This is a genomic window from Methanothrix sp. (assembly GCF_030055635.1).
GTDB lineage: Archaea > Halobacteriota > Methanosarcinia > Methanotrichales > Methanotrichaceae > Methanothrix_B.
Window position 1 is genome coordinate 19,608 of sequence record NZ_JASFYM010000018.1, and the last position, 24,977, is coordinate 44,584.

Below are 24,977 nucleotides of genomic sequence, written 5' to 3' on the forward strand. Positions count from 1 at the left end.
TGACGCCTCAGCTCCGGTATGCGATAACCTCCTCGTAGATACTCAATGTCCTCTCAGCTGCTTTACGCCAGGTGAACATCTCCAGGACCCTCTCCCTGGCGTTCCTCCCCCACTCCCTGAGTCGATCCGGATCTTCGAGAGCTAGATTGACGCCCCACGCGATATCATTCGGGTCGCGGGCGTTCACATGCACGCCTGTAGGCTTCTCAGTCTCCGGCTTCATGACTATCTCCCTGAGACCGCTGACGCCGCTGGCCCCGACGACACAGGCGCGTTCCATCGATGCGGCCTCGAGCGCAACTATCCCGAACGGCTCGTAGATGCTGGGGAATATGCAGAGGTCAGCGAGCGCGTAATGGTATGCCTTCTCCTGAGGGGAGAGGTAGCGATCAATTAGCAGAACACCGCCAAGCCGCTCAGCCTCAGATCTGAGATGATCCACAAGGGAGCCGCTTCCCACCAGGAGGAGCCTGACATCCGGATGGCTCCTGCGGATGAGAGGGAGAGCGCTGAGAAGCTGGGAAACGCCCTTTACAGGCTCGAGCCTCCCCAGGAATAACAGGACTTTATCGGATTCCTTCAGGCCGTAGCTTTCTCTCAGCATCTCAAGACGCTCTGGCTTCACCGCAGATGGATCGAAGAGCTTCGTATCCACGCCGTGATAGCACACTCTTATCTTATCCGCCGGCACCCCGAGCCCCTCGAGCTCCACCTTCATCGCCTCTGAGACTGTGAGCACCAGATCAGCCAGCCTGGCGCCTTTCTTCTCCAGCGATACAAGCTGCTGGTTGGGGTGCTCGGAGCGCCCGATCTCGGTGCAGTGGACGTGGTATATAAATGGAGTGCTCTGACGCAGCGCCATCCCTGCGGGCAGCGCGAGCCAGTCGTGTGCAACACAGAGATCAAAAGGACCCGAGTCCCTCAAACGGGCTGCAGCCAGCTGGTTGTAGCTCAGGAGATCGTTCAGGAAATCCAGGCCAGAGCCCCAGGAGAGGGTCTCCCTCGAATAGAATATCTCAAGCGCATCGCCCATCGGAAGCGGGATCTCCCTGAACGCCGTAACACCCTTCTTCGTCTCCTTTCTCTTCAGATCTGGCCTGCCCATGGTGAACACAGAGACCCTATGCCCCATCGAGGCGATCTCTCTGGATATCGAATCCACATAAACACCAAGACCGCCGTAGACCATTGGAGGGTACTCTGTGCTCAGGTATGCTATATTCATCACACCACCAGGTTTCTGTAATACTCCATGACAGGCTCCTTCCAGTCCATGTACTTCGCAAGCGCAAACGACTCCTCGCACAGGAGCCTGTACTCGATCTGATCTGCCACATGGCTCCAGGTGAAGTAATCGAGGGCTAGGGCGTAGTCGAGCACGGTCTCATTGTACGTCTGCTCTATGTTGTCGACCACAACAACCCCGCCCATGCCTGTTGTGAGTCTCTTTATCTTCTTCAGAGCATCGCTGAAGCCACAGGCTCTGCTGACTATGCTCGGCGTCCCCTCCCTTCCGGCCTCAAGTCCCGTGAGAAGGAAGGGCTCGTACTGTGATGGGAAGATGCCTGCAACGCAGCCTGCCATGATCTCGTCCGCCCTCATGTTCAGCCCGCCGTCCTCTGGCCCGACCCATTGCGGATACAGGATCGCGGATACTATGCGGTTTCCCGATACGAGCCTCCAAGGCTCCAGCCCCTTCTCCTGTATCATCTTGTAGAGCCTGTTCTCCTCCCATACGAGAATCTCAGGCGTCAGGTTTATCGGGAAGCCCTGCGGGAGCCTGTCCTTCTGCTTCGGGCCATGCGCCGCTATGAGGAAGCATGCCACCCTGATCTTCTCGGCAAACCTCTGCTTCATAGCTCTGTGTTTGAGCAGGTGATCCTGAAGGACCAGTGCATCCAGGAGCTGTGGATAGCCCTTGTTCTCTATCTCTATCCTAGATATTGTGAATACAGGAATTATGTTCTCAGGATCGATCTTCTCCCCGCCGTAGAGGTTGTAGAGTGTATCCGAGAGGAACTTCTGTATCCTGGCTCTGCAGCGGTTCTTCTTCTCCCAGTCTATGTGATCCTGCTCCACCTCTATCCCGTTTCTTATGACGATTCCCTTGAGATCGTGGAAGAGCATGGCCTCCTTCATCGTGGAGTCGCCGACGAAGGTCACGATATCCGCGTATCTCGCCAGGCCTTCCAGTGCAGCCATCGATACAGGGGTGTTCGGAGGCCAAATCTTCTCATTCCTGGCTATCATCTCCAAAGATCTGTGTCCCGCTGCCCTTCCCGGAACCGTGGCGTGGAGCGTCGCCATCGTGCGAACGGGCTGGCCGAGAGCCTTCAGACGCGCAAGCGCGTAGAAGACACCGAACTCATGGCAGTGGAGCGATATTCTTATCTTCGGAAGCACAGAGCGTGCGAACTCCGACACAGCCCTGTCAGCGTATTTCTCTGCAGGCTCCTCAGCCATCGACTTCAGCACACGCACAAGCTCTGATATCGCATAGGAGAGGCAGAGGTAGTGGTTGTACTCGGGAGCGTTGCTGAGACGCTCGTACTTCAGCGAGTCCAGCCCCACAAGCTTCCATGCCTCCTCCTTTATCGCGTTCGTGAGCGTCATCTCCCTGGCGTCCCTGCGAACTATGCAGCTGTCATAGTAATGCGTATCGAACAGTATGTAGCCGACCGGAACATCATGATACACCGCCTGTCCTGTTACTGATTTGATCCCGAGGGATTCGAGCCGCTCCAGGGCTGTTGTGATCTCGCCGCCCATGCTGAGCGGCTCGAGGCCGGATATGTCTGTAACACGCATCTTCCCCCTGTTCCAGTCTGCTCCCGCTGTGGGGAAGTAGGGGCCGGCGACCAGGATTCGTATGTCGTTCTCGATCTCGCCGCTGCTGATCAGCTTTGCGAGAGTCCTGGCCTCTGCATCTATCACATTCCATATGCCGCCCATCTTGTTCGAGACCGGTCCGGCCTCCTCTCCCGCGATCACTATCCATCTCTGTATCATGATCCCCTCACGGATAGGGTGACAGGCCCGAGACCGCCATCCCATCGTCCGAGATGTCCAGGACCCGTATGCTGTTGGATATCTTCGAGCCCCGCATCTTCATAACATAAATGGAGCGCACGAGGGCGTTTCCGATTCTGTCCCTCCTGAGCATTGTGCACGAATCAGCGCCGTACTCCAGTATCTGGTTCATGCCGAATGCGGTGCCTATCGTTATGACTGACGTGGCCTTTGTTGCTCTCAGGCTCGAGAAGAGATCATCTGCCAGCGACCTTATCTTGAACGGCGCCTGAACCGCGTAGAAGAAGGCCATCAGATCATCTATGAACACCCTCTGAGGGTTCTCCTCCCTCACCTTCCGCTCGACCAGCTTTCTGAAGTTGACGAGAAAATCCACTGGGTCGAGATCTATGCTCTTCTGAAGCCTGAGCACGGGATCTGTGACGTCGACTATGACAAGCTTTTTCTCCTCCTCCAGCTTCCACAGATCCCAGTTGAATGAGGAGTACATCTCCCTCTTGAGGGACTCAGCGCTCTCAGAGGGCGTTATTATCATCCCCTTGTCGCCCATCCTGATGCCCTCATATATGAACTGGGTGGCGAATACCGTCTTTCCCGTACCGGAGCCACCGGTGACCGTATTGACTGTCCCCCTGTTGAATCCGCCATTGACAAGCTCGTCGAAGCCTGGTATGCCGGACCTGACTTTTGTATATTTCTTGGCGCCAATCGCCTCAACATCACGCGTATCCACAGACACTCCTCCTGTACATCTTCAGAGTCTAGAGTACTTAGTTTTTCCGGTATGCGATAAAAATGATAGCAGTCTTTAGAGCTGTGAAGCTGGGGCATCACTGCGCCACTTTTCGGGTTAGATGTCGACGTATTCCTGGTTGAGAAGGTACGTGTTCGCATACCATACCCCATTCGGTCGTGCACTCACATCATTGAAAATCCACCGCACTCAGTCCAGCCGGATTCATGGGATATCTTGCCCATGGCTCTCGAATACAGCAGAATCATTCAGCTATTCGAGTACACAACCCCATTCTCTCCGTTTAGCATTTCCCCTTCCGGATCAGCAGCCTGCTGCGACATTCTCAGTTTGGTTCCTGCAGGGCAGTGCAGCTTAGGCATACTCCCTTGTAGAGAAGACCGATGATGAAGCACGATGATGAAGCTCATCGCATTGCACTCAAAATGAGAGACCCTGTAGTGAGCGATAGACCCAAGAGGGCTGCAGTAGATGAGCTGGAGCATCTCCTTCCGTAGCACCACGATACCATCGCATCGACCCATCACAGAAAGAGCCTGCCGGTGATTGTTATCCGGACCTCCTTCATCTTGCCCTTCTGTATCACATCCACCGCTTTGAGATCTGCAAGGGCTGCGACCTGTCTCGATACAGAGCTTTCAGATATGTTGAGTCGTTTTGCTATATCCATTATGCTCGTTGGCTGGTGTTCCTCCACATCCCTCAGAATCCTGAGAAACCTCTCATCAAGAGATGCCTTGATATTTGGAAGCTCGATCTCCTTGAGCGATCTGTCGATGTCGCTGAAGTTCGTCGCCTTGTAGATCCTGTCGCAGACGCAGAGGCAGGCGATTGTGAATGCCAGAAAGATCTCCCTCGGCCCGCCTGAGAGGTTCACTATGATCCTGCCCTCCGAGTTACGGAGAAGATCTCTGAGGGAGAGCACCATGCCCTCAAAATCACGGTGATCTACCCTGTGAATCTGAAGATCGATGGAGCTGTCGATCTGCAGAGATAGATCCCTGATCGCCTGAACCGCAAGCTCGCCGCGCTTGTCCCTTTCGTCCTCAGGACGCAACAGGACGATTTTGTCGCCTCCCTCTATGCCATACTTCACTATCAGGGAGATCAACTGGGAGGAATCGAAGCCTATGGGGGAGATGTATGTCTTCATCGAATCCAGCTGGAATTTTATGCATAAATGCTTTTTTGTTGCAATTTTTGGATTTTGATGAGTTACGTTTTCAAATTAAAGATACCAATGCAAATATCGACAAGTTTAAATCCTTGAACAGCTAATCCTCCATCAATGCCTCATAAGATAACACTGATAGCAAGACCTGTGGACTCATTTGAGGTGCCATCAAGCGAGGGATATCAGCTCTATTCAGCGCTACTCAACATAATAAGAGAATCAGAGGAAGATCTCGCAGCGTACGCGCACGACTTCCCTCCGAGCAGCCTATCGCTCAGCCCACTGCGAGGCGTCTTCATGCCTGGAGATCGCCCGAGGCACAAGAAGCTCGATCCAGCGCACAGCTACTGGATGAAGATCGGCATAGCTGATTCCAGGGAGGGCGAGCTATTCTCCTCCATAGCGAGACAGCTGGTTCTCCGTGAGAGGAGCATCATGCTGGAGAGGGGCGAGCTGCAGGTCGAGAGTGTCAGCACATCTGCTTCAAGCTTCGAGGAGCTTCTGTGCTCTTCTGATCATGAGGATCTGTGCATAGATATCAGGTTCATCTCGCCCACATGCATAAAGTACAGGAACAGCAGCATCTACGAGATGTTCCCGCACCGTGAGGCCGTCTTCTCATCCCTTCTGTCCAAATGGAACGCATCGTGTCCGGATGGCTTCAGGATGGATATTGAGAGGGATGAGATGGCCAGGTTCATCATCGAGCGGCCGGTATCATATGAGACGCACAGCGCATTGGTTAACACGGTATTCGATCAGAGGAAGGGCCATCACAGGCCGATCCTTAGGCCGGGGTTCACGGGCAGATGCGTCTACACATTCACCGATGATGCGCCCAGAGATGTGAGAAATGGAATAGTTGCTCTCTCGAGATTCGCTGAGTTCAGCGGCATTGGAAGCGCTGTTGCAAGGGGATGCGGAGCCGTCGAGGTGCGCATCTGCAGATCTGATGAAATCCACAGAGGCGGATAGATAGCTCTTTTGGAAAACCCGAACGGGATCGCATCACTCGACCGCCTGCAGGATATCGCTCTCTTTCGCCGAGCTGTGATCTGCGTTGGCGGTTTTTGAAGCACCTGCTGTTCAGGTTCTGCACCTTTTTAGAAAGCCCTGACCGGATAGATCAGGGCCTAAATGAGGTGGTGGATACATGAGCAGAAATGCTGAGCTTGCTTTGGGTATTGTGGGAGGGCTGTTCGGAATACTGACCGGAATAATCGTCATGTTCATAGGAGGTATCGGCGGCGCGGTCGGCGCAGAGGGCGCTGAGACCGTGACCGTGCTGGGATTCGGCGCCATACTCTTCGGCATAACGGGCATCGTGGGTGGCGCGCTAGTGACGCACAACCACAGAGCAGGAGGGGCGCTGATGCTTCTCAGCGGCATACTCGGCTTCGTGACAACATCCGCTTTCTGGATAATAGCGGGCCTCATACTGATCGCCGGTGGAATACTGGCGCTGAGATCTCATCCCACCTCGGACCAGAGCAGCATGAGGGCGGCCGGCTGAGTGCCGCCGCAGATCTTCTACTGTTCTCTGGAAGATTGCGGATCGATTCATCCGGGTGAATTGGAGGGTTGCCAGAGGATGGTGGGAAAGAGACTTCACCGATCCCGAGGACTCGGGCTCGATCCAGATCTCCGCCAGCACGGAGATGAGCCAAGTGCATTTGTTTCAGAGGACATCTCCAGCTGTACCGGCGATCAACTGCAATAGTTCATCCGCCGGCACTCTCATGCGACTCATCTGTGGGCGGTGGCTACTGACACGTTCTTTCAAATCACTCCCTTCGTGCTCAGAACCCCGGGCGATCCCGGCTCCACGGCGTTGCGGATCGCGAGCCCGAGCGCCTTGAATATGCTCTCCGCGATGTGGTGGTCGTTCTCCCCCTCGAACCTGAGGTGCAGCGTCAGCCTTCCGCGGTCGGTGATGCCCTTCAGCACCGCATTTATATCGAATGTGTTCAGGTCCCCGATCCTCTCCCCGTGAAATGATCCTTTCACCACCAGGTACGCCCTCCCGCCTAGATCCACGAACACCTCTGCAAGCGCATCATCCATCGGGATGGCTGCGAACCCGTATCTTCTTATCCCGCTCCTCTCGCCCAGAGCCTGGTCAAGAGATGCTCCAACAGCCGCTCCCAGGAGCGAATACCTGTAAAGGGTGTTTCCGCCAGCGGATGCTCTGATGTCGATCGACCCCAGCTTGGCCATCGAATGAAGCATGTGGTCCATGAATCCCGAGCATGTGGATGCGTTCGCGGCTCCGCTGCCATCCAGGTTCACCTCGGCGGTCGCAAACGCACCCATCTCGCTGATCTCAGATCTGCCTGTGCGCATGATAGCTCCTTTGGGTCTGGTATCTGTGCAATGTGACTTCCTCTCCGGCCTGAAGACCGGAATCTGCGCCCTGTTAAATCTCTATCACAGCCAGCCCTTGCTCTTCCAGTACTCGTACTCGTGCGTCCAGACGTCCCTGTTCATGCTCACGAGAGCTTTAAACCTGGATTTCATCTCATCGTGAACCCTATCCTGCTCAGGGTAGCGTCTCCCCTCTCTGATAGCACGCACCAGGTCCACTCCGAGATCGCGCGCCCTCTTCTCAGCATCCTCCATCGATCCCGGGATGGCCGGTGCCCCTCCTGCACCACCAACATAGGACGCCCCGAATCCCACGATTATCCTGCTCAGGTAATCCAGGACCTCATCGTATGCCTGGCCGCCGGCAGTGGCCACAGCGCATCCGTACTTGCCCAGGAGAAGCTGGCAGTGGACCGCGTCTGCCATCCTGTCTATGAGCGTCTTGAGCTGGGCTGTCACGCTCCTGAAGTAATTCGGGGAGCCTATGACAAAGCCATCGCATTCGAGGAGTTTCTTGTACACCTGATTGAAGTCATCCCTGTGCGTGCACTCGCCCTTTGCATAGCAGACTCCGCACGCGTTGCAGTACTCTATTCTCAGCCTGCACACATCCACCAGCTCGACCTCAGCTCCTTCTGATCTGGCGCCATCAAGCGCCGACCTGACGAGCCTCAGGGTCTGGCTCCTCTCCCCTCTGGGGCTGGAGTTTATGCCGAGTACCTTCATTCACATCACCCGGAGATACAGGCAGAACTCTGTATCGCAGACGAATGTAACCGACAGGCATATCAACTTTTGGCACGATCTGCAATAGCTGAGAGAACTGCGCACGCATTTCTGGCGCAGCTTACCGCATGGTGCAGAGGCCGTCTAGGAAATTCGCATCTCAGCTGATGCGGCTCAGAATTACCAAAACACGCTGCACACTCCAGCTCCGGATGGTGGGACATGTTCGCACTGCTGCTGCTCTGGATCGCGCTTGTGAGCTCATTCACGATCATGGGGTCGTGGTATGCCCGCAGGTTCGGTCGCTCTGACATGCTCATGGGCATCTATGTGGCGTTCGGCATCTTCTCGAACATAGCTGCAGCCAAGACCGCTGCTTTCGATCTCGTTGTGGGAACGTTCTACGCACCTGCTGTTGTGATAGTATTCAGCGTGACGTTTCTCCTCACGGATGTGGTGAACGAGAGGTTCGGTCTCCAGGAGACCAGAAGGATGATCGGCATAGCGTTTCTATCCCAGATAATGATCTCCCTCTTCTCATGGCTGGTGGTGGAGCTTCCACCAGCGCCGTTCTTTCACCAGCAGGATGCGATCGAGATGCTTCTGGGGCAGGTGCCCAGGATTGTCCTGGCCTCCTGGGTCGCCTTCATGGTGAGCGAGAACCTCGACGCAGTGGTTTTTGCATGGTTCAAGTCCAAGACGAGGGGTCGTCATCTCTGGGCGAGGAATGCGTTTAGCTCCATCCCGGCAATGCTGATCGACTCAACGCTCTTCATAACAATCGCATTCTACGGGGTAATGCCTGTGGTTCCCCTCATAATAGGAATCACGATAACCAAATGGCTAGTGGCCCTGATCGATGTACCATTCATGTACCTGAACAGATGGATTCTCTACAGAGGCCAGCCCACAAAATAATTCCTTACGTCCTCATGAAAAATCATTGTTACTGAACACTACCAGTTTTTTTCTTCACCACGAAATCGATGACGACGTTGTAGATCCTGGGTGCATAGCTTCTTACGATGCCTCTGTAAAGGTGAGCTGCCTCGCACCCGAGCTCCCTTGCTTTATCCTCTATGATCCTGACATCCCTGTACAGGTCATCCTCCGGGGCGAATGTGTAGTAGTGCACCACGCCCCCACTCTTCGCGGTGCGTATTGCCTCTTTGAGGAAGATCGACGCAGAGTGCGGCAGGTTCATCACGACATGATCTGCCTGACCCGCGAGGTCCTCCGTGAGAGCGGCAGCGTCACCCTCGCGTATCTCAACATCCAGACGGTTCATCCTCGCGTTCTCCCTGAGAAGCTTTACTGCGTAGGGATTCTTGTCGATCGCGATCACCCTGGCACCCCGCTTTGCAATGAGAAGCGAGAAGGGGCCCACTCCTGCGAACATATCCACCACAAGATCGCCGGGGCGGACCTGCTCTGCAACCCTGAGCCGCTCGGTGCTGAGCCTCGGCGAGAAGTATGCGCGCTCTAGATCGATCTTGTATCGGATGCCGTGCTCTCTGTGGACTGTGATGGTCTTCATCTCTCCTGCAACGTATCTGTACCTGCGGAGCCTGAACTCGCCCTCAACATCTGATATGGGAGTGAGAACAGTCCGGATTCCCCTGTGCACAGCCATGATCGCATCCGCGACCCTCTCAGGCTCATCGTCCTCGACCACTGCTATATCTCCGATGGTCTCGAAGCTCGCTTTTCTGCCCAGTATCTCCTGGACGGTGATCCTTCTCCGGTCCTCCTCGAACTCCATGCGGACGATCTCAGCATCTGCGATATCCCTCAGCGCATCAGGGTCGATGCTCTCAAGAACTGGAATGTATATGTGAGACCCGTCTGATCGGATGCGCTTTCTCCTGTCTAGGACGCCCCTCTCTATGAGAATCCTCCGTATCCGCTCCCCCATCGAGCGCGGCGCCTTCAGTCCAGGTGTGAGCTCAGACATCTTAACACGCTGCCCTTGGAGTTTCGTGACTTACCACTGGCTGAACTTGCAGTACTCAGATATTCGAGTTGCTTCAAAGACCTGTGTTAATGGGATCTCCTGAACATCTGAGCGTGAAGCCCTCGACGTCATTCGACATGGTCGAAGCCTCTCTACGTGGCCGGGAGTATTTGAAGCGCAGAAAGCTCCGGTATTCAGGCCGAAGAGTAAGTCACAGCTTTGCCAAAAGGCTAATATCTTCTCGAATAATAGACTTTTCCGCCCAGAAGATGAAGTGGAGATTCGGAGACCGGTAAAATTGAGAATCGGCAGGCTTGTTGCTATCGATTTATTGAGATTTCTTGAGGAAGACCTAGGCGAGTGGGACGACTCAACCGGCATGGTTCCAGATCTGGATGTGGATGCTGCGATAATCTCAAAGGAAGATTGCATACTCGCCGGCCTCGAGGAGGTTTCAGTGCTCTTCGAGTACCTTGATGTGAATGCGGATCCTCTCTTCGATGACGGGGAGTACGCGACCGCTGGAGCTGAGGTCATGGCTCTCCACGGCAGCGCCCGGAACATCCTGAGGGGGGAGAGGGTGGCTCTGAACATCCTGGGCAGGATGAGCGGCATAGCGACTCTGACAAGAGAGTGCGTGCTCCGGGCGCAGAAGGTGAGGGTGGCCTGCACGCGAAAGACCACGCCAGGATTCAGGTACTTCGAGAAGAAGGCTGTCCTGATTGGAGGAGGTGATACGCACAGGTTCAACCTCTCAGGAGCTCTCATGATAAAGGACAACCACATAGCGGTAATGGGCCTCGAGAATGCGATAAAGGAGGCGAGGAGGCACGCCAGCTTCACCAAGAAGATCGAGGTTGAGGTGGAGGATCTGGATACGATGGTGAGAGCTGCAGAGCTCGGAGCTGACATCATAATGTTTGACAACATGGATCCTGAGGATATAAAGAGGGGCGTTGCGATGCTCAATGAGATGGGTGTGAGATCGAGAGTAGTGCTCGAGGCATCAGGAGGAATTAACCCGGGCAACCTCGAGGCATATGCGTCAACAGGCGTGGATGTGATATCGATGGGGGCCCTCACACGCAGTGCAAGGTGGATAGACTTCAGCATGGAGGTCCGTAAGGGATGAAGAGCGGTGAGCGCATATGCGATACATCTTTCTGCTTCTCCTTCTCATAGCGCATACGTCTCTGGCGGCAGGGGCTAACGAGGACCAGAGCGTGAGCTTCCAGGAGTTCACCCTGAGCATCGGAGACCGCGTGGAGATCGGCGATTACAGGGCCGAGCTTGTCGATATACAGTCACTTAAGGATGGGCTTGTTGTTCTGCGTGTCACCCAGGGCAGCAAGTTCGAAGAGCAGAGGGTCGTGATAGAGGGCAGCCGGAACAGCTTCAACGGCGGCGCGGAGGAAGGGGGACTGACTCTCACAATAACAGACATATTCGATGAGGAATCGGCCAAGCTCAGGGTCGAGTACAGGGAGAGCCTGGGTACGCCGAGGAAGAGAGCTGCTGAAAAGCGGGAGCCGAGGGCAGCTCCGAATCTGGTCATAGAGAAGAGCTTCGATAAGAGCACCGTGAACTACGGGGAGGAGGTCAAGGTAACGGTAACGGTGAGAAACGTCGGGACCGAGGCTGCCAGGAGTGTGGAGGTTTACGATATACCGCCGCTGGCGGAGTTCGCATACATAGCAGGGTATCCGCCGAAGATAAAGAGCGAGCTCGGGCCGGGGGAGACCGATTCCGCGGTATATGTCATGCGCGCAGTGAAGGAGGGTCTCGTCAAGGTTCCCCAGATAGAGGTCAGGTACAAGGACGCAAAGGACAGGATCAAGACGAACACCACGGAGCCTTTTGAGCTAATAGTGGCGCCCCCAAAGAGGCCAAATCTAGTTGCGAGGATAAACGTCACGAATGTCACATCCGGAGAGACAGCTCCGATCGAGATAAGCATAGAGAACGCCGGCCAGGCGACCGCAACGATGGTGGAGGTCAGGTCTGAGGTGAAGCCGCCGGAGGGGCTTACATGCACCGGTCTGGATCAGCTGATCCCGGAGATACCCCCTGGAAGCGCGAAGAGCTACAGAGCGGAGATGAGGGGGGAGAGAAGCGGCAACTACACCATCGCCCTGACCGTGAGCTACCGCAGCGGTGAGACCATGTCGCTCACCAGGACCTCTGCAAGCGTGAGTGTCCTCGAACGAGAGTATAAATATCTGTATTACCTACTCGTTCTACCATTGATGATAGTGGGGTTATGGGTGTACAAAAGATACAAGGAATATAAATACTAACAGTTATAGTAATCATATGAATGGTGCTGCTGGAATGAAAATAAGTGCATTTAAAAGCCCAGGAACGGGTTCGAGATCATGTTGAACGTACTCATGTTGGGTGTCGGCCAGTGCGGCAACCGGATACTGGATGCTGTGAACAGGCAGGCCTTCGGTGGCTCCAGGCTGGCGAAGTACTACTCCAAGCAGAGGTTTCCGAGCCGGGTTGAGACGATAGCCATCAACACCGCCATAAACGATCTCAAGGAGCTCAAGTTCACCGCCGCAAAGGACAGGCTCCATGTGCCAAACCTGCATGGTGTTGGCGCGAACAGGAACAAGGGCAAGCAGGGCTTCTGGGAGAACCAGGAGATGATCCTGGAGGAGATCGAGAAGCGGGGCGATTTTGATCTGATATTCGTGATGACCTCGGTCTCCGGTGGCACAGGATCGTCATTCTCCCCCCTCATGATTCACGAGCTCAAGAAGAGGTACAAGAACGCCACGATAGTGCCGATCGCTGTTCTTCCCTTCCGGGAGGAGGGCACTATTTACCTGCAGAACGCAGCCTTCTGCCTTAGAGAGATGATAGAGGTCGAGGCAGACGGCATGATACTCGTGGACAACCAGTACCTCAAGAGGTTCAGCGGCGATATCGCATCCGCTTACGATAAGATCAACACAATGGTGGCCCAGAGGCTTCTCTTCCTGATAGAAGCTCTGGACAGCGAGATGCTGTCAGTCACAGACCTCGGCGACTTCAAGACCGTGATGAGCGGTGGCCTGCGGATGGGCACACTCGGATACTACCAGGCGGACAAGAAGAGCCCATCGGTGAGGGCGGCGATAAAGAACAGCCTGCGCGAGGTCGGTCTTCTCTATCCTGCCAACGTCGACGCTGGAGAGGCTGGCAGGGCCATGATAGTGATACAGGGCTCCAGAGAGTATCTGGATGTTGATGAGATAACAAAAGAGATCGAGTCGCTGACAGAGACCATAGGCCATGTCTTCAAGGGCATAGTGATAAAGAAGGGCGAGCCGAGGGTGCTCTCTGTTCTCTCACTTGAGAGGGCGCCCGGCCTGGTGGAGCTGTACGAAAAGGCGAAGTGGGCCATTCAGGAGGAGCGCGAGCGGAAGGACAGGGCGAGAAGCGAGCTGTACGAGGCGTTCGAGCAGATAAACGATCTCGAGGAGATCTACTGATCTGCCATCCGGGAGATGCGATTTATATACTCCCGGGCATCAAACTTTCTTCTCATCCCCTCATAGCTCATGTATCTTATCTTCCCGAATACAGGCCTCTCCTTGAACGGCCTGTCATGGAGACCCCCAATGCTCCATCCGCAGCCGGCATAGCCGTTCGGGTCGCGGCCGTCGAGCTCGTATCTGTCGTTGAGGCGTATCGCAGTAATGAGCGCATCCTCTGGAGACTCCGACCACTCCAGAATCTTCTTCGCCCAGTACATTCTGAGGTACCCGTGCATCTTCCCTTTTATAAGCATCTCAAGCTGGGCTGCGTTCCAGAGATCATCATGCGTCTTCGCGCCCTCCAGCTCATCATAAGAGTATATGTAATCTCGCCTGTCGTTTCTGTGGTCCTCTAGAGTCCTGCGCGCCCATTCAGGCATTCCCTCCATGGAGTCGTAATGCTCGTTGTGGTAACAGAAGTTGTCCGAGAGCTCCCTGCGCACGATCAGCTCATCGAGAAACTCCGTGTAATCCCCCAGGGCCATGATGTTCAGGGCAACCCTCTGAGCTGACAGCTGGCCGAGGTGGAGATACGGGGAGAGGCCGGACTGGGCATCTCTTGCCGGATCGTTGCGATGCGATGCGTACCACTCCAGGCCCTCTGTGATGAAGCGCTCAAGCTGCTCGGCTGCGGCCCGCTCGCCGGAGCGGATCCTGCAGCCCGAAGCCTTCTGGGTGCCCGGATCGGGCCATCTGTTCTCCACGCTCTCCCTCCAGGGCCTCAGTGGTGGACTGGGACCCGGGAACTCCTCCATGAACTCTGAGAGATGCTTTTTTAGCTTCAACCTGAACGTGTGTGCGGACCACTCCTGCTTCTGCGACGCAATCCAGCACGGGACTATGTTGTGCGCGTCCACCTCGTGGAACGGTATTTCTACGCGATCTGCAACCATCGACTTCCAGGTTCGCGAGATCCTGAGCGGGCTGAAGTCAGCAACCAGCATCCCTGCTCCGGAATCGTCGATGAGATCCGGCATCACATCTCCAGGATCTCCGTATGCGAGCATGAACGCGATACCAAGGCTCGAAAGACGCTGCTCAAGCTCTCTCAATCCATCAAGCATGAATCTGTAGGAGCGATCTCCTGTTCCTGCCTCCAGAAACCTCGGCGTCAGGCAGAAGACGACAGCCAGGGACTCGTTCAGCTTTCTGGCGATCTCAAGAGCGTACAGCAGAGCCCAGTTGTCGTTGACGCGCTGGTCGCGGCTCATCCAGTAGATCACAGGCCCGCGAGCCTCGCCGCTGCGAATCGCTCTGATCCTCCCAGGATTTACGTGCATGGCCGATAACTGTTAAATATTATGATTCGTTACTGATTATTTTGTCTTACGGTTGCTTGTAAGACGACTGCTGGGAGGGAAGAGATCGCGCACTCATTGAGCTGATGCATCTCCGTTTACGATGCGTCTCGGGCGGTGATATGTCATGTGAATCTCTCCGCCATGGCAGTCCAGCTATCAAAAGCCCCGAGGTGTTGGGTTTGGCAGATAATATCTATGTGGTCGGGCATAAGAGTCCGGATACAGATTCCGTGACCTCCGCGATAACATACGCGAATCTGAAGAACCAGCTTGGAATGAAGGATGTCGTCCCCGCAGCCGCAGGGGAGATCAACAACGAGACAAAGTATGTGCTTGAGCACTTCAAGATAGCTCCGCCTGTTGTGCTGAAGGACGCGACCGATAAGAAGGTGATCCTGGTCGATCACAACGAGGTGGGCCAGGCTGTGGACAACATCATGAAGGCTGACATACAGGAGATCATCGATCACCACAAGATAGGGGACATACAGACCGGCAAGCCGATATTCTTCCACAACGAGCCTGTGGGCGCGACCGGAACGATCATCGCCAGCATGTACGAGCTGAACGGGGTCAAGATATCAAAGGAGATGGCAGGCCTCATGATGGCCGCGATTCTGAGCGATACGGTTCTCTTCAAGTCACCGACATGCACCGACAAGGACAAGGCGACAGTGGAGAAGCTCTCTAAGATCTGTGGAGAGGATCCGCAGAAGTTCGGCATGGAGATGCTCAAGGCGAAGAGCGATATAAAGTCGAAGACAGCGAAGGACATAGTCTTCGGCGACTTCAAGAAGTTCGACTTCAGCGGTGTCAAGGCTGGCGTCGGCCAGATCGAGGTCATGGATCTCGCGGATCTCGCCCCGAAGCGGGAGGAGATCCTTGCGGAGATGAGAAAGACCCTGGAGTCTGAGAAGCTCGATATGGTTGTTCTGATGCTCACAGACGTCATCAAGGAGGCATCAGATCTCCTCTTCGTCGGCACAGATGCCGCAAAAGCGGGATTCGAGAAGGCGTTCGGCGGAAAGGTCGTCAACAACTCCATCTACAAGGAGAAGGTGCTCTCGAGAAAGAAGCAGGTCATCCCGCCGCTCGAGTCAGCATTCAAGAAGTGAGAGCCCCTTTTATCTTTTTACTTTCAGGATGTGTGCCTGTCTCATCGGGCGTCGCATCATCGGGCTTTGTGAGATCACCATTGAGGCATGTTCCAGTTGTTCCATCCAGCTGGGCGTCTTTCAGCGCTACGGCCTAGCCCTGTGATCCAGGACACGAAGACCCGCATCCCAATGAAGGCCAGACCTGATCGAGATCTCCAACGAGTCAGGCCCTCAGCGATCTGAGCCTGCGGACGCTGCTGAGATCTGCAAAATCCCTCACAGATCCCCTCTGGTCCTGCTGAGCTTCTCCATGAGCTTTCTTATCGATCCCGGGACCCTGGAGTCTGTCTTGCCGATCTCAGCAGCGGTGTTTATGGTCGCCTTCACAGCTCTGCCCATGCCCCTCATCATGGTCAGCGCGATCTCAGGATCTATGCCATACTGCTCTATGTACTGCCCTCTGGTCAGCCGCATACCTCCACCGGTGATGTATATCGGGTCTCCTATGACAGGGGTGATCTTTCCTGCAGGCAGCCTCCACTGAAAATCATCCGGCTCCGAGCACTCGAGCCAGTCCTCATTATCATTGACGCCCTGCTCAAGCTGCTGTGTATCGAGAAGGTTTACAGAACCGCAGTGATGACATATGAGCTTCTTTATCATTATCAAATCACCTACACTATATTATTTCTGTATTGAAAGCATGTATATATAACTTATGTTTTATATCTATAGTATTTCTCTCCACTATCCTGTATCCAATATATACTTTTTTTCCTCACATCACTTATTCCCATCACTCCTCCGGCTGCTCAGGATTATGTGCTCGCGCATGTACTTTATCGCCTTCTCAGGATCCACTCCGAACAGCTCTATGAACTCCTCCCTCTTATGGAGGTTGTTCAGCATATCGATATAATACACATTTCCATCTGAAAGCTCCTTCTTCGCTGTAGGTGCTCTCCACTCCCTTCCGGCAGGCGGGAGGCACTCCACCCAGCCCTTCCCGAGATCGACCTTCTTCGTCCTCTTCACATCGATCTCAGCACCACAGCAACCGCAGATATATCTTTTCCCGAACATATCTAACACCTATTTTTTATATTGCTGATACTGGCTTATAGACTTTTTGGATGAAGTTTATCTATTATAATTATGTTATTTTGTTTCTGAGGTGCAGAGCTGAACAGCCGCTCTGGCTGTTTGATGCAAGGTGGTGTGGCAATCAGGCACTGACAGCGCGACCTGGAAGGCGATCATATGATAACCTGCCTGTAGCGACACTGGTCATGCTACACGCGCCTGAAAAATGAACATGTGCTTCCAGCAGCCTGCCTCAATGACATCCAAGCTGCTGAACACATAAGAGCGATTGCAGCTTTTGGTACTACAGCCCCTGCATCTCAGCAGATGCTCTTCCATATTTTGTCGCCGACGTGATGGATCGACTCAACAGCCTTCCCCTCACCCTTCATATCCGGACCGGCCCGGAGCGCCCTCCCCACAGCAAGCGGCTTCCTGTGCCGCTCTTCCACGACAACGACGAGATCTCCGGCTTCGATCTCGGGATCTGCATGCACTATCCCAGGGCCCATCACATCAGCGCCGTTTGCTATGAATCTCACAGCACCCGAATCCACCACCACTGTTCTTCCCTTTGGGGACAGCTCGATTGCTCCCAGGACTGTGAAGAACGGCTCTCCGTTTATTATCATCAAAAGAGGTTTACCGTTAACGATTATGATCTCGAAACCCTCGTCGGTCTCGGCGAGCTCCATCGAGGCTCTTCTCAGAAGATCGGGATCCTCGATCTGATCCCCGATTGCGCTCAGTATTCTTTTGACCTCGCTGCCCTTCAGGTGGTGCCTGGATTTGATCCTCATGGTCACCACTTTTTCCCGACAAATTTAAATATGCAACGAGACAGTCACGTGCAGATAAGCATTTTGCTGGTACATCAGCGTGGAGAGGAGTTGATGGCTCAGAGGCCGCTTGATATTTTGAATGAATCGCTAAATTCGCCCGTGATAGTGAAGCTCAAGGATGGAAGGGCGTTTCGCGGAGAGCTCCAGGGCTATGACATACACATGAACCTTGTCCTGGAGAACACAGAGGAGATCGCGGAGGGCACAGCACGCAAGATCGGCGCTGTGATAGTTCGTGGGGACAATGTCGTCTACATATCGCCATGAGGTGGACTAGATGAGCAAAGGCACGCCCTCTATGGGCAAATGTCACAAAAGGACGCATGTAAGGTGCAGGAGATGCGGCAAGCTCTCATACAACTTCAACAGAAAGACATGCGTCGCGTGCGGTTTCGGCAGATCGAAGAGGCTCAGAAGTTACAAGTGGATGCGTAAGGCTGGATACTGAGATATGCGAGATGCATGCGGGGTCGTCGGGATCTCGTTGGGGGACACGAACAAAAGCGTGGCTAAGAGGATCTACTATGCCCTGCATGCATTGCAGCACCGCGGCCAGGAGGCTGCCGGCATCTGCGTGCATGATGGAAAATCCATCCACTCCTACCGTGGGCTGGGGCTGGTCACAGAAGTCTTCACCACTGCCCAGATCGAACTTCTTCGGGGGCCCGTTGGGATCGGTCATGTCCGCTATCCCACATCAGGCGCGCACACGCTGGAGAACAGCCAGCCGATACTTGTTAAATACAGGGACACGACCATCGCAATAGCACACAACGGCAACCTTGTGAACTCAGGGGAGCTGAGATCTGAGCTCGAGGGCGCTGGTGATATCTTTTCCACAACATCAGACACAGAGGTAATAGCCCATCTTCTTGTGAAGGAGATTCAGCGATACGATCTCGCGGATGCAATGAGAGCTGTCATGCGCAGGCTCGTCGGCTCCTATTCTCTGGCGATCATGTGCAACGACACCGTTATCGGACTCAGGGATCCGCTCGGGATAAAGCCGCTCTGCATCGGGGCGCTTGATGATGGATTCATGGTGGCATCTGAGAGCGTTGCCATAGACGCGCTGAACGGCAGGCTCATTAGAGACGTCGCGCCCGGAGAGATGGTCGTTCTGAAAGATGGCGGGATGAAGTGCATAAGGCTCGTGAACTCTCCAAAACCTGCGCACTGCATATTCGAGTACATCTACTTCGCGAGGCCCGACAGCATCATGGATACGAAGCTCATCTACGATGTCAGGGTGAACATAGGCTGTATTCTCGCGGATGAGCATCCGGCAGATGCGGATATCGTCTCCCCGATTCCCGACTCCGGGATCACCATGGCTGTGGGATACCACCAGCGCTCCGGTATACGGTACAAGGAGTGCCTCATGAAGAACCGCTACGTGGGGAGGACGTTCATCATGCCGGATCAATCCATGAGGGAGGCAGCGGTGCGCATGAAGATGAACACCATCAGGCCGAACATCGAGGGGCAGCGCATCGTTCTTGTGGACGACAGCATAGTCAGAGGCACCACGAGCCGCAGGATCGTGAAGATGGTGAAGGATGCTGGAGCGCGGAAGGTCCACGTGAGAATAGGAAGCCCGCCGATAATAGCGCCCTGCTATCTCGGAATCGATATGGCGACAAGGGATGAGCTCATAGCAGCGCACAAGACCGTGGCAGGAGTCGAGACCGTCATAGATGCTGACTCTCTGGGATATGTGAGCCTGGAAGGGCTGATAAAGGCTATCGGCCTCCCGGAGGACCACTTCTGCACCGGCTGCCTAACGGGGATATACCCTTTAGAAATACCCGGTGAGAAGTGTGTGATCTCACAGAGGCGGCTGACCGACTTTCCACCCAGAGATGAAGAACAGGATGATGCGGAGGAGGGGGATGACGAAGCTGAGGCGAATGAGGAGGCATGATCCGGGTATTCGCCTGCGTGCTTTTGGAGCGCCCTCGCAGAAAAACGCTCATGACACAACGCCACCCATGTGGGTGAAAATGGTCCAAGGGCTATTTTAATACCAATAATCAGACGTGAGTGTTTTCCAGCCCTGAAGCGGTCTCAGAGCTGCAATCCATTAAGTGGTCCCATACCGCCTCTGCGAGCACAAATGCGATCTACGAGCCTGTGGCCGTTTTGAGAATGTTACATGATTCTGGACCGAGTATGGCAGCTCCAGATAGGACAGCATGCCGCATAATTGAGTCTCACTGCATCTCTAACCCCTGTACTCGCCTCCCACGATCTCCCTGATCCTGGCAGCCGTCTTCGGGCCGACTTTCTCCACGGCCATCAGCTCCTCCTCGGTGGCTGTCATGATCCTCTCCACAGATCCGAAGTGGCGCAGGAGACTGCGCGCCACCGACGGCCCGACGCCGGGAAGCGCTGATACGAGATACTCCTGCTGCTCCTTCAGCGTTCTGGATGTCTTCCTGCCGTGCGGCTTCACATCCCTGTAGCCGGCCTCATGCTCCCTTCTCGCCATCAGCGAGATCAGAGCTGCGCTCTCCTCAATGCTCGCAGTCGGCACGATCGGTACTCCGAAATCCACCGCTATTGTGGCAAGAATTCCCCTGACAGCATTCGGATGAACCTGCCTTGCATAGAGATTCTGGCCCTCTATGATCAGCAGCGGTCGGTCGTATGTCCTTGCAAGATCTCCTATCTGCCGGAAGAGATCACGCTCAGGATCCACGATCGAATCGATGAGATCGTCCGCTGTTTTGCGCTCTATTCCGAGCCGCTCGGATAGTACGTAATCTCCGACCTCAAGAGACCTCAGAACTGTTCTCAGCCCGGACCTCTCGAGCAGCCTGGCCATATCCCGCTCGCGTGGATCGACGATCACGAGGGGCACATCCTCATCAGGCTCGCAGATCTCGGTGATGCAGATCTGCCTCGATGATTTCGCTACTGAGGATGCAGCGGAGTCAACAGGCAGGGGCTCTGCCATGCCCTGCAGCTGCCTCCTCATGGTCTTCTCCTTCCGGTCGCTTATCCAGTAGTATGCCTCGTCCCTTGTCCCCTTCGCGATCAGCACAACGACCCTGCCGGCCCTCGCGCGCCCTGTCCTGCCCTTCCGCTGTATGCTTCTTATCTCAGATGGCACCGGCTCGTAGAACATGACCATATCCGTGGACGGTATGTCTATGCCCTCCTCTCCGACAGAGGTCGCTATGAGAACATTGTACTCTCCTGCTCTGAACTTCTCCAGTATCTCAGACTGCCTTTTCTGGCTCAGGCCCTCATCGTTCTCCCTGCTCGTCTGGCCGACGAAACGAACGGGTCTCACAGCATCCGAGGCGTTTGACTGAAGGAACCTGAGAAGCGCTGTCGCTGTGTCGCGGTAGTTTGTGAACACGATTATCCTCGACTCCGGAGCTTCCTCGAGCTGATCCTCTATGATCTCGAGTGCCCTGCTGAGCTTCGGGTGCTCCAGATCCATATCCTCCAGCATTGAGAGGACATGCTGTATCCTGGGATCCTCCATGAGCCTGCGCGAAGCCTTCGATCCGCCCCTCGATCTCGCCTCCTGCCCAAGCCGCTCCAGGTACTGCCTCAGAGCGCTCACGCCCTGGGTCTCAGCGAGCTCGACCGCGTGCTTGAGCTTGAGGATCTCAGCGAGCAGGGAGATTCCCCTGAAGATGTTCTGGTTCGGACCACGTGCGAGCTCGCTGCTGAACCGCTTCTGCAGGTCGAGCAGCTCGCCCTTCGATGTCCTGGGATCTATCCTGCACATCCCCAGGCTGTTGATCTCCTCCATCCTCTCGCTCACCAGGCCGTCTATAACACCCCGTATCTTCTGGAGCTGCTCCGGCACCTCCACCTTTATCCACTCTATCTCCCTGTGATGGACGAATGGGGCGACATCGGGATCGCTCTCGCTCTTCGTCTCGATGCTCTCTATTCCCAGGTTGGAGCAGATCTCGGCTACCCTCTCCGCCTCGCTCCCAGGGCTAGCTGTCATTCCCAGGACAAGCGGATCCCTGGCCTCTCTCCTGTAGCGGTCTGCTATGTAGACGTAGGCGTAGTTTCCCGTAGCCCTGTGTGCCTCATCGAATATAACAAGCGACACATCCCTGAGGTCCATCCTGCCTGATAGGAGATCGTTCTCCACAACCTGAGGGGTCGAGACCACGATCCTGGTGCTCCTCCATATCTCAGCCCTGCTCTCAGGATCAGTCTCTCCTGTCACAGATGCGACGTAATCCGGAGCGGTGAGAACCCTCCGGAGAAACGCTGCATGCTGCTCCACAAGTGGACGCGTTGGCGCCAGGAAGAGCACCCTGCCCCTCTCGAGGCGGGCGAGCAGGACCATCAGCGCAACGATCGTCTTCCCCAGACCGGTCGGCATAACAACCAGAGTCGATCTGCGCAGCGCCCTGGCGGCCAGATCTATCTGAAAGAGCCGCTTCTCCACGGTCTCTGGCTTGAGGAGCGGATGGACCAGGTAGGACATAAGCCCTCAGTGGGCATGTGACGATATCTTTTTTTTGGAGCATTCCCTGAGGATCTCCTGAATGGATAGAAAAGCAGCAGGGCGCAAAACCCGGTCTTAATGCCTTGGAGAGTAGATCACAGCAGCTCGCCTGCGACACTCGAATCGCGCTGACCGGAATCTATATTTGATCTCCGCTGCATGGAGCGCAGCATGAGAAAACTGACAGTGTTGCTCATGCTTGTCATTCTCCTTGATGCATCTGCGGCTCAGAACACACCCCAGGAGCTTGTTGATAACGCAAAGGCGCTTTTTGCTGCGAGGGATTACAATCAGGCCCTGAACCTCACAGAGACTGCACTAAGAATGAACGGCGGCCTCGAGCAGGCTTGGCTTCTCCGGGGGAAGATACTGCTCACAAGAGGTATGCTGAGAGAGGCATACCAGAGCTTTGACAGGGCCACTCAGCTCGACGTCTCTGATGCAGAGGCATGGAACTTCAAGGGTATCGTGCTGGTAGCAATGAAGAGGTACAACGATTCGCTTCAGTGCTTTGACGCCGCAATCCAGGCAGATCCCATGAACTACGAGGCCTGGAGCAACAAGGGCAACACGCTTATCAGCATGGGAAGGCTCGATGATGCCATCTCAGCATTCGATAGATCTATAATCGTAAATCAGACCTACGCCGGCGCCTGGATAGGCAAAGGTATTGCCCTCTACTACCAGGAGAGGTACCACGAGGCCCTGGCGATGTATGAGAGGGCTCTCCAGCTGGATCCTGGCAACCCAACCGCCCTGCGCAACAAGGGTCTTGCACTGAAAAAGCTCGGCATGAATAAAGAGGCTGAGGAGGCATTCAGAGCCGCGGAGCTGAACCAGAGGAGATGATATGACGTGAACATCAGCGACTGATATTGTTGTATCTGCAACGAGTCGCCAACTGCTCCGGCCTGAAGACCGGAGTTTGCGCCCTGTTTATTCTCTATCACCAGCTCGATCTCTCAGCGCCTACGACTGCTCGAGATTCCCATGCTCGCCGAGAGCCGGCCTCGCGTATGAGGCGCGTTCCTGATCAAGTGTTAGGTCATGGCGCATCTTCATCCTTTCGGCACGCCTATAACGTCGCAGGAATGGTCTCGTGAGATCACTGCCGCTGGCCGCATTCTCATCATCGGGAGGAGTCTGTGAATTTTTAGATGACTTCACGTTTTAAGATTTAATATCAGCGATTTCATCTTATCGATGTTTTTATCGTCCATATCAAAGGTAATGTAGTCTAATAAAACCTCTTTATTTTTTTCAAGCTTGTAGATCCAAAAACCTTCTGGTGCTGCAACTACAAAACCGCCCATGCCAAGCAGTAATGCATAGGTTTTAGCTTGGGCCACGGCCCTGTTGAGCTCCTTTTCATTAGCGATTCTAATTTTATTTTCAATTATAGTAATGTCAGTGTTATCGTTATCTTTCACAAGATAGTCTATGTGGCATGTATGTGGTTGACTGGTCATGAAATCATACGAAACCTGTCTTTGATGTTTGAATCCCCAACGTTTCAGCAACGGCTCGATGATCTTATCTTCAAATTCTTTTTCATCCTCAAACTCGACGATATTATTAATTTGAGGTGCACATGAAGTTATCTCTGGCTTTAGATTAAATTTCTCTTTGATATCTTTATCAATTAGATCCAATAACCGGTTATACGCAAAATATGGTATCTGCGCGGTTGAAACCCCCTGAGACTGGACTCTCACAAAGCTCCACTGTTTTAGGATCGCATCATGCTTCATTTCTCCCATCGTAATGTCTCTTATTGGGGTAATTTTCTTCAGTGGAACCCAAAAGCCCTCCCACCCTCCATATGGATCAAACCAGGGATCCTCTTGGACACGATATATATCGGTAATCGCTTTGCGTGGTGCCTGTCTGTACATGAAGACAAGATCCCCTTCTTTCATTTCCTTTCGCCCAGACCAGACCGTATCTGGCTCTGCATCCAAGGCTTCAAAGTACGGCTCGCTGGTTGCCATGATCCAATATCGGTTGTAGTAATTCGTTGTTAGAAATGTCCTCCCCAGCCCATGGTACAGAAAATAGTGCACCCTTTGCTGAACTGTCTTTGGGTCCTCATCAGGCCAGTTCTTATCTGCGAAGATATGCAGCACTTCATTTAGTTTAATATAATTATCAAAGCTGTGTTTTCCCTTTCCAATCTTCGAGAACGGTAGGTTAAATTCGTCAACAATATCGGCAAAGAACTTCAGACCTGAAAAGATCTCGTCCTCCAACATGGATACTCGATAGAAGAAATATTTCTCAGGAAATACATAATTTAGCACTAAAGAGATACGGGAAACATCATTTTCGAATACCTTTCTTAAGTATAATATCAGATCCCTTTCTTTGGTTTTTGCGGACTTCCTGACTAATTTTTGTATCGAACTAAAGAAATCACTTGGCAATTCTAAAGGCCGCATGTTGTTCAATGCAAAAAGCAATTCTTCTATGCTATAACCCACATTCCGCATTAACGCTCCAGTCCGTAGTATTTTTCGCATTCTGGTCCGAACAGTTTGATGATCTTTATGGTATTCTCGTTGAGGTTAGCGATTTTCTGGTGTTTCTCGCCGCAGAGCCATATGTTGACTTCAGTGACTCCGAGGAACATGAACGCGATCCAT

General features: G+C 54.0%; 24 protein-coding genes. 11 read left to right on the forward strand and 13 right to left on the reverse strand.

Going from position 1 to position 24,977, the window contains the following annotated elements; all coding sequences use genetic code 11:
• Window positions 1-7: 7 nt before the first annotated feature.
• From QFX31_RS07770 to csa3, 4 genes are all read right to left on the reverse strand, one after another.
• Window positions 8-1,225 carry a glycosyltransferase family 4 protein gene (locus QFX31_RS07770; protein ID WP_348531537.1) on the reverse strand — a complete coding sequence of 406 codons (1,218 nt, stop codon included), beginning with the start codon at window positions 1,223-1,225 and terminating at the stop codon, window positions 8-10.
• Window positions 1,225-3,009, reverse strand: coding sequence for a glycogen synthase (locus QFX31_RS07775; RefSeq protein WP_348531538.1), 1,785 nt, complete (start codon window positions 3,007-3,009; stop codon window positions 1,225-1,227). The genes QFX31_RS07770 and QFX31_RS07775 overlap by 1 nt, the downstream gene beginning before the upstream one ends.
• 7 nt (window positions 3,010-3,016) lie before the next feature.
• The gene (locus tag QFX31_RS07780; protein ID WP_348531539.1) at window positions 3,017-3,763 is read right to left on the reverse strand and encodes an ATPase domain-containing protein; all 747 of its coding nucleotides are present in this window, start codon (window positions 3,761-3,763) and stop codon (window positions 3,017-3,019) included.
• 544 nt (window positions 3,764-4,307) lie between these two features.
• Complete coding sequence (csa3, locus tag QFX31_RS07785) at window positions 4,308-4,937, reverse strand: CRISPR-associated CARF protein Csa3 (protein ID WP_348531540.1); 630 nt, start codon at window positions 4,935-4,937, stop codon at window positions 4,308-4,310.
• Window positions 4,938-5,072: 135 nt separating this feature from the next.
• Between csa3 and cas6 the strand changes: the two genes are divergently transcribed.
• On the forward strand, window positions 5,073-5,933 hold the full coding sequence (gene cas6, locus QFX31_RS07790) for a CRISPR system precrRNA processing endoribonuclease RAMP protein Cas6 (protein WP_348531541.1): 861 nt from the start codon (window positions 5,073-5,075) through the stop codon (window positions 5,931-5,933).
• Window positions 5,934-6,111: 178 nt separating this feature from the next.
• Window positions 6,112-6,471: a DUF4064 domain-containing protein gene (locus tag QFX31_RS07795; protein WP_348531542.1), complete on the forward strand. Its 360-nt coding sequence runs from the start codon at window positions 6,112-6,114 to the stop codon at window positions 6,469-6,471.
• A gap of 266 nt (window positions 6,472-6,737) precedes the next feature.
• Here QFX31_RS07795 and QFX31_RS07800 read toward each other — a convergent pair whose 3' ends face one another.
• Together QFX31_RS07800 and QFX31_RS07805 are read right to left on the reverse strand one after the other, a co-directional pair.
• Window positions 6,738-7,301 (reverse strand): imidazoleglycerol-phosphate dehydratase, encoded by a 564-nt coding sequence (locus QFX31_RS07800; RefSeq protein WP_348531543.1) that lies wholly within the window; start codon window positions 7,299-7,301, stop codon window positions 6,738-6,740.
• Between the two features lie 84 nt (window positions 7,302-7,385).
• Window positions 7,386-8,048, reverse strand: coding sequence for a flavodoxin family protein (locus QFX31_RS07805; protein ID WP_348531544.1), 663 nt, complete (start codon window positions 8,046-8,048; stop codon window positions 7,386-7,388).
• A gap of 222 nt (window positions 8,049-8,270) precedes the next feature.
• On the opposite strand from QFX31_RS07805, the gene QFX31_RS07810 reads away from it, so the two are divergent.
• Window positions 8,271-8,966, forward strand: coding sequence for a queuosine precursor transporter (locus QFX31_RS07810; RefSeq protein ID WP_348531545.1), 696 nt, complete (start codon window positions 8,271-8,273; stop codon window positions 8,964-8,966).
• A gap of 28 nt (window positions 8,967-8,994) precedes the next feature.
• Here QFX31_RS07810 and QFX31_RS07815 read toward each other — a convergent pair whose 3' ends face one another.
• Window positions 8,995-10,002 carry a class I SAM-dependent methyltransferase family protein gene (locus QFX31_RS07815; RefSeq protein WP_348531546.1) on the reverse strand — a complete coding sequence of 336 codons (1,008 nt, stop codon included), beginning with the start codon at window positions 10,000-10,002 and terminating at the stop codon, window positions 8,995-8,997.
• A 331-nt stretch (window positions 10,003-10,333) separates the two neighbouring features.
• On the opposite strand from QFX31_RS07815, the gene nadC reads away from it, so the two are divergent.
• The 3 genes from nadC to QFX31_RS07830 all read left to right on the forward strand — a co-directional run bounded on the left by nadC (window position 10,334) and on the right by QFX31_RS07830 (window position 13,481).
• Window positions 10,334-11,134: a carboxylating nicotinate-nucleotide diphosphorylase gene (gene nadC / locus QFX31_RS07820; protein ID WP_348531547.1), complete on the forward strand. Its 801-nt coding sequence runs from the start codon at window positions 10,334-10,336 to the stop codon at window positions 11,132-11,134.
• Window positions 11,135-11,150: 16 nt separating this feature from the next.
• On the forward strand, window positions 11,151-12,299 hold the full coding sequence (locus QFX31_RS07825; protein WP_348531548.1) for a CARDB domain-containing protein: 1,149 nt from the start codon (window positions 11,151-11,153) through the stop codon (window positions 12,297-12,299).
• A gap of 78 nt (window positions 12,300-12,377) precedes the next feature.
• Window positions 12,378-13,481, forward strand: a complete 1,104-nt coding sequence (locus QFX31_RS07830) for a cell division protein FtsZ (RefSeq protein WP_348531549.1) — start codon at window positions 12,378-12,380, stop codon at window positions 13,479-13,481.
• Here QFX31_RS07830 and phrB read toward each other — a convergent pair.
• Window positions 13,475-14,806 carry a deoxyribodipyrimidine photo-lyase gene (gene phrB / locus QFX31_RS07835; RefSeq protein WP_348531550.1) on the reverse strand — a complete coding sequence of 444 codons (1,332 nt, stop codon included), beginning with the start codon at window positions 14,804-14,806 and terminating at the stop codon, window positions 13,475-13,477. The two genes, QFX31_RS07830 and phrB, sit on opposite strands and share 7 nt — an antisense overlap.
• A gap of 200 nt (window positions 14,807-15,006) precedes the next feature.
• Between phrB and QFX31_RS07840 the strand changes: the two genes are divergently transcribed.
• The gene (locus tag QFX31_RS07840) at window positions 15,007-15,942 is read left to right on the forward strand and encodes a manganese-dependent inorganic pyrophosphatase (RefSeq protein WP_348531551.1); all 936 of its coding nucleotides are present in this window, start codon (window positions 15,007-15,009) and stop codon (window positions 15,940-15,942) included.
• A gap of 258 nt (window positions 15,943-16,200) precedes the next feature.
• On the opposite strand, the gene QFX31_RS07845 is transcribed toward QFX31_RS07840, so the two are convergent.
• The 3 genes from QFX31_RS07845 to QFX31_RS07855 all read right to left on the reverse strand — a co-directional run bounded on the left by QFX31_RS07845 (window position 16,201) and on the right by QFX31_RS07855 (window position 17,807).
• On the reverse strand, window positions 16,201-16,587 hold the full coding sequence (locus QFX31_RS07845; protein ID WP_348531552.1) for a hypothetical protein: 387 nt from the start codon (window positions 16,585-16,587) through the stop codon (window positions 16,201-16,203).
• A gap of 120 nt (window positions 16,588-16,707) precedes the next feature.
• Entirely contained in the window at window positions 16,708-16,959 is a 252-nt protein-coding gene (locus QFX31_RS07850; protein ID WP_348531553.1) for a hypothetical protein, read from the reverse strand.
• A 368-nt stretch (window positions 16,960-17,327) separates the two neighbouring features.
• Window positions 17,328-17,807 carry an RNA-binding protein gene (locus QFX31_RS07855; RefSeq protein WP_348531554.1) on the reverse strand — a complete coding sequence of 160 codons (480 nt, stop codon included), beginning with the start codon at window positions 17,805-17,807 and terminating at the stop codon, window positions 17,328-17,330.
• A 93-nt stretch (window positions 17,808-17,900) separates the two neighbouring features.
• Between QFX31_RS07855 and QFX31_RS07860 the strand changes: the two genes are divergently transcribed.
• Genes QFX31_RS07860 through purF form a run of 3 tightly spaced genes read left to right on the forward strand, consistent with a single transcriptional unit; the run spans window position 17,901 to window position 19,773 of the window.
• Window positions 17,901-18,116: an LSm family protein gene (locus QFX31_RS07860; protein ID WP_297757207.1), complete on the forward strand. Its 216-nt coding sequence runs from the start codon at window positions 17,901-17,903 to the stop codon at window positions 18,114-18,116.
• A 10-nt stretch (window positions 18,117-18,126) separates the two neighbouring features.
• Entirely contained in the window at window positions 18,127-18,297 is a 171-nt protein-coding gene (locus tag QFX31_RS07865) for a 50S ribosomal protein L37e (protein ID WP_297757209.1), read from the forward strand.
• Window positions 18,298-18,300: 3 nt separating this feature from the next.
• Window positions 18,301-19,773 (forward strand): amidophosphoribosyltransferase, encoded by a 1,473-nt coding sequence (purF, locus tag QFX31_RS07870; RefSeq protein WP_348531555.1) that lies wholly within the window; start codon window positions 18,301-18,303, stop codon window positions 19,771-19,773.
• Between the two features lie 300 nt (window positions 19,774-20,073).
• Here purF and QFX31_RS07875 read toward each other — a convergent pair whose 3' ends face one another.
• Window positions 20,074-22,314, reverse strand: a complete 2,241-nt coding sequence (locus QFX31_RS07875; protein ID WP_348531556.1) for a DEAD/DEAH box helicase — start codon at window positions 22,312-22,314, stop codon at window positions 20,074-20,076.
• A gap of 192 nt (window positions 22,315-22,506) precedes the next feature.
• Between QFX31_RS07875 and QFX31_RS07880 the strand changes: the two genes are divergently transcribed.
• Window positions 22,507-23,184 (forward strand): tetratricopeptide repeat protein, encoded by a 678-nt coding sequence (locus QFX31_RS07880; RefSeq protein ID WP_348531557.1) that lies wholly within the window; start codon window positions 22,507-22,509, stop codon window positions 23,182-23,184.
• A 314-nt stretch (window positions 23,185-23,498) separates the two neighbouring features.
• Here the strand turns inward: QFX31_RS07880 and QFX31_RS07885 are convergent, their stop codons facing one another.
• Window positions 23,499-24,824, reverse strand: a complete 1,326-nt coding sequence (locus tag QFX31_RS07885) for an EVE domain-containing protein (RefSeq protein WP_348531558.1) — start codon at window positions 24,822-24,824, stop codon at window positions 23,499-23,501.
• Window positions 24,825-24,977 lie beyond the last annotated feature (153 nt).

Bases quoted from the DNA above. Each gene is read 5' to 3' on its own strand.
- QFX31_RS07770 (WP_348531537.1), bottom strand. From the start codon at position 1,225: ATGAATATAGCATACCTGAGCACAGAGTACCCTCCAATGGTCTACGGC.
- QFX31_RS07775 (WP_348531538.1), bottom strand. From the start codon at position 3,009: ATGATACAGAGATGGATAGTGATCGCGGGAGAGGAGGCCGGACCGGTC.
- csa3 (WP_348531540.1), bottom strand. From the start codon at position 4,937: ATGAAGACATACATCTCCCCCATAGGCTTCGATTCCTCCCAGTTGATC.
- cas6 (WP_348531541.1), top strand. From the start codon at position 5,073: ATGCCTCATAAGATAACACTGATAGCAAGACCTGTGGACTCATTTGAG.
- QFX31_RS07795 (WP_348531542.1), top strand. From the start codon at position 6,112: ATGAGCAGAAATGCTGAGCTTGCTTTGGGTATTGTGGGAGGGCTGTTC.
- QFX31_RS07800 (WP_348531543.1), bottom strand. From the start codon at position 7,301: ATGCGCACAGGCAGATCTGAGATCAGCGAGATGGGTGCGTTTGCGACC.
- QFX31_RS07805 (WP_348531544.1), bottom strand. From the start codon at position 8,048: ATGAAGGTACTCGGCATAAACTCCAGCCCCAGAGGGGAGAGGAGCCAG.
- QFX31_RS07810 (WP_348531545.1), top strand. From the start codon at position 8,271: ATGTTCGCACTGCTGCTGCTCTGGATCGCGCTTGTGAGCTCATTCACG.
- QFX31_RS07815 (WP_348531546.1), bottom strand. From the start codon at position 10,002: ATGTCTGAGCTCACACCTGGACTGAAGGCGCCGCGCTCGATGGGGGAG.
- QFX31_RS07825 (WP_348531548.1), top strand. From the start codon at position 11,151: ATGCGATACATCTTTCTGCTTCTCCTTCTCATAGCGCATACGTCTCTG.
- QFX31_RS07830 (WP_348531549.1), top strand. From the start codon at position 12,378: ATGTTGAACGTACTCATGTTGGGTGTCGGCCAGTGCGGCAACCGGATA.
- phrB (WP_348531550.1), bottom strand. From the start codon at position 14,806: ATGCACGTAAATCCTGGGAGGATCAGAGCGATTCGCAGCGGCGAGGCT.
- QFX31_RS07845 (WP_348531552.1), bottom strand. From the start codon at position 16,587: ATGATAAAGAAGCTCATATGTCATCACTGCGGTTCTGTAAACCTTCTC.
- QFX31_RS07855 (WP_348531554.1), bottom strand. From the start codon at position 17,807: ATGAGGATCAAATCCAGGCACCACCTGAAGGGCAGCGAGGTCAAAAGA.
- QFX31_RS07860 (WP_297757207.1), top strand. From the start codon at position 17,901: ATGGCTCAGAGGCCGCTTGATATTTTGAATGAATCGCTAAATTCGCCC.
- QFX31_RS07865 (WP_297757209.1), top strand. From the start codon at position 18,127: ATGAGCAAAGGCACGCCCTCTATGGGCAAATGTCACAAAAGGACGCAT.
- purF (WP_348531555.1), top strand. From the start codon at position 18,301: ATGCGAGATGCATGCGGGGTCGTCGGGATCTCGTTGGGGGACACGAAC.
- QFX31_RS07875 (WP_348531556.1), bottom strand. From the start codon at position 22,314: ATGTCCTACCTGGTCCATCCGCTCCTCAAGCCAGAGACCGTGGAGAAG.
- QFX31_RS07880 (WP_348531557.1), top strand. From the start codon at position 22,507: ATGAGAAAACTGACAGTGTTGCTCATGCTTGTCATTCTCCTTGATGCA.
- QFX31_RS07885 (WP_348531558.1), bottom strand. From the start codon at position 24,824: ATGCGGAATGTGGGTTATAGCATAGAAGAATTGCTTTTTGCATTGAAC.